At 73.7% G+C, this 2,492-nt stretch carries 2 protein-coding genes; one reads left to right on the forward strand and one right to left on the reverse strand.

All coding sequences use genetic code 11. The annotated features are described in order from the left end of the window. Nucleotides 1-601 (reverse strand): PAS domain S-box protein (locus ABD317_RS35915; RefSeq protein ID WP_344296076.1); only part of this gene is annotated, 601 nt, incomplete at its 3' end. A gap of 359 nt (nt 602-960) precedes the next feature. Here ABD317_RS35915 and ABD317_RS35920 point away from each other — a divergent pair. Continuing rightward, nucleotides 961-2,310 (forward strand): M6 family metalloprotease domain-containing protein, encoded by a 1,350-nt coding sequence (locus ABD317_RS35920; protein WP_344296079.1) that lies wholly within the window; start codon nt 961-963, stop codon nt 2,308-2,310. The last annotated feature ends 182 nt before the right edge of the window (nt 2,311-2,492 follow it).

Raw genomic sequence — 2,492 nt, forward strand, 5'->3', positions numbered from 1 at the left:
GCCGCGAGCGGCCGTGCCCGTCGCCGCCGCCCGCGCCGCCGGCCTCGGCGCCGGGCTCCGCCGCCTGCCGGGCCTCCTGCAGCGCGCCGGTGAGCCGCTCGAAGAACAGCTCCCGGTTCGGCAGCCGGGTCACCGGGTCGTGCATCTTCAGGTGGCGCAGCTTCGCGCGCAGCTCGCGCTGCTCGGTGACGTCCGTCAGCGACAGCAGCGCCCGGCCGCCGGCCAGCGGCGTGAGGGTCATCTCGACGGACAGCGAGCGCCCGCTCGCGTCCTTCATCCGCCGGGTGCAGCGCAGCGAGGCACGCCTGCCCTGCAGCACGTCCACGAAGCCGGCCCAGCTCCACGGCTCGTCCCGCAGCCCGGTCAGCTCCGCCGCCGAGGCGCCGGCCAGCCCCGCCTCGCCGGCGCCGACCAGCTCCAGCATCCGGCTGTTGGCGGCCCGTACGAGACCGTCGCCGCCCACGACGGCCATCGCCAGCTGGGCCCCGTCGAAGGCGGCGCGGAAGTCGTCCACGGGCGCGCCCGCGGCGAGGTGACGTTCCGTGACCGCCTGGAGTGAGGTCCCGGGCCCGCAGCCCGGCCCTTCGAGAGATACGCTCACCGCTCGCTCCCGCCCGTGGGGGCCGCTCGGCTCCGCCGCTGCAGAGCCACAGCGCTGGAAATGTGCCCGATCATAGGGCTACCGGCTGTGTCGATCCAGTGACGCCGCTGCGGTGTGGAAAGTGCGGAGCCGGATGGGGCCGGGAGTGATCGCACATGGCCGCCTCCTGCCGGGCGAATGACCAGATGTGACTTTGTGTTACCCGCACATGGTCCTCATGTCCCCTCCCGTCCGGCATCCGAGTCACCCGTGTGGGGCACTGGAACAGGACGAGCGGGATCAAACACGAACAAAGTGGGCTGTGTTCCCTACTCTTCCGAGCCGATGAGGTCGACGTGGCCCACCCATCCATACCCCCTGTGGAACAGGACCAGTCGCGCGCGTTGCGCCGGGCCGCGGCCGTGGCCGCTTCGCTGTCCGCCGTGATGGCCACCTCCCTCATCGCCGACCCGGTCGGTGCCCAGCCCGGCCACCCCTGCGCGCTGGAGCGCACCGCCGCCCACCACTCCGAGGGGGTCGCCGACTGGAACCCGGCCTATCCGCGGCCGGAGAAGACCCTCGACGCGGTGATGGTGTTTCTCTCCTTCCCCGACTCCGCGCCGCTCACCTCCCCGGAAGAGCTGGCCGAGGACCACTTCCCGGCCACCGCCGAGTTCTTCGCCCGCGCCTCGTACGGGCGGTTCCGGCTCCGCACGGACGCGCGCGAGCGCTGGATACGCATGCCGTCGGACTCCCTGTCGTACGGCATCGCCCGCGACTGGGACCCGGCGGCACGCGGCCGGTTCCTGAACGACGCGATATCCGCGGCCGACCGGAAAGTGGACTTCGGCGACTACGACGTCGTCTACCTCGTCGCCGATCCGGACGCCCCCGGCGTGGATTCCGACGCCACCAAGGTGGTCAACTTCGAAACCCCGATGCGCGCCGACGGCACCGACCTGCACCGCATCGTGACCGTCTTCGAGCAGCACCCGCCCGACCGCAACGTCCTCGCCCACGAGACCGGCCACGTCTTCGACCTCCCCGACCTCTACCACCGCCCCGTCGACGGCCGGGCCGACTGGGACACCCACGTCGGCGACTGGGACCTCATGGGCAGCCAGTTCGGGCTCGCGCCCGACCCCTTCGGCTGGCACAAGTGGAAGCTCGGCTGGCTGGGCGGCGACCAGGTAGGCTGCGCCGTCGGCGCCGGGTCGGACCGGTTCACGCTGCAGGCGCTCTCCGCCCCCGCGAGCCCGCGGACGCCCCCGCGCGGTACGGCCGAGGCGGGTGCGCGGCACGGGGCGGGAGCGGGCGGCGGGGCGGACGGGGCGCCCGGGCACGGAGCGCCGGGGGAGGACGCCAAGGGAGCGGCGGCGCTGCGCCGCGACATCCGGCTCGTGGTCGTGCCCACCGGGGCCACCAGCGCCGTCGCCGTCGAGGCCCGCGGCCGGTACGGGAACGACCGGCACGCCTGCACCGAGGGCGTCCTCGTGTACCGCGTCCACACCGGCACCGACTCCGGCGGCGGCCCCGTCGAGGTCGTGGACGGCCACCCGCGCTCCGCGGCCTGCCCCGACACGTCCGTCTACCCGCCGCTCGCGGACGCGCCGCTGGGGGAGGGCGAGAGCCTGCGCCTGAAGCGGGAGGGCGTGCACGTGACGGTCAGCGGGCGGACCGCGGCCGGCGGCTGGGACGTACGGGTCGAACGCGACGCGAAGCACGGCTGACCGCGGGCCGCGCTCCCCGCGGCGGGGCCGTGAACCCGGAACACCCCGGAACACCCGGAAAAGCAGACCGGGCGCTCTCGGAGATCCGAAAGCGCCCGGGTCGACGATCCTGCGTGCTGTACGCCGTCAGGGACTCGAACCCCGGACCCGCTGATTAAGAGTCAGCTGCTCTAACCAACTGA

The organism is Streptomyces synnematoformans (genome assembly GCF_039531005.1).
GTDB lineage: Bacteria > Actinomycetota > Actinomycetes > Streptomycetales > Streptomycetaceae > Streptomyces > Streptomyces synnematoformans.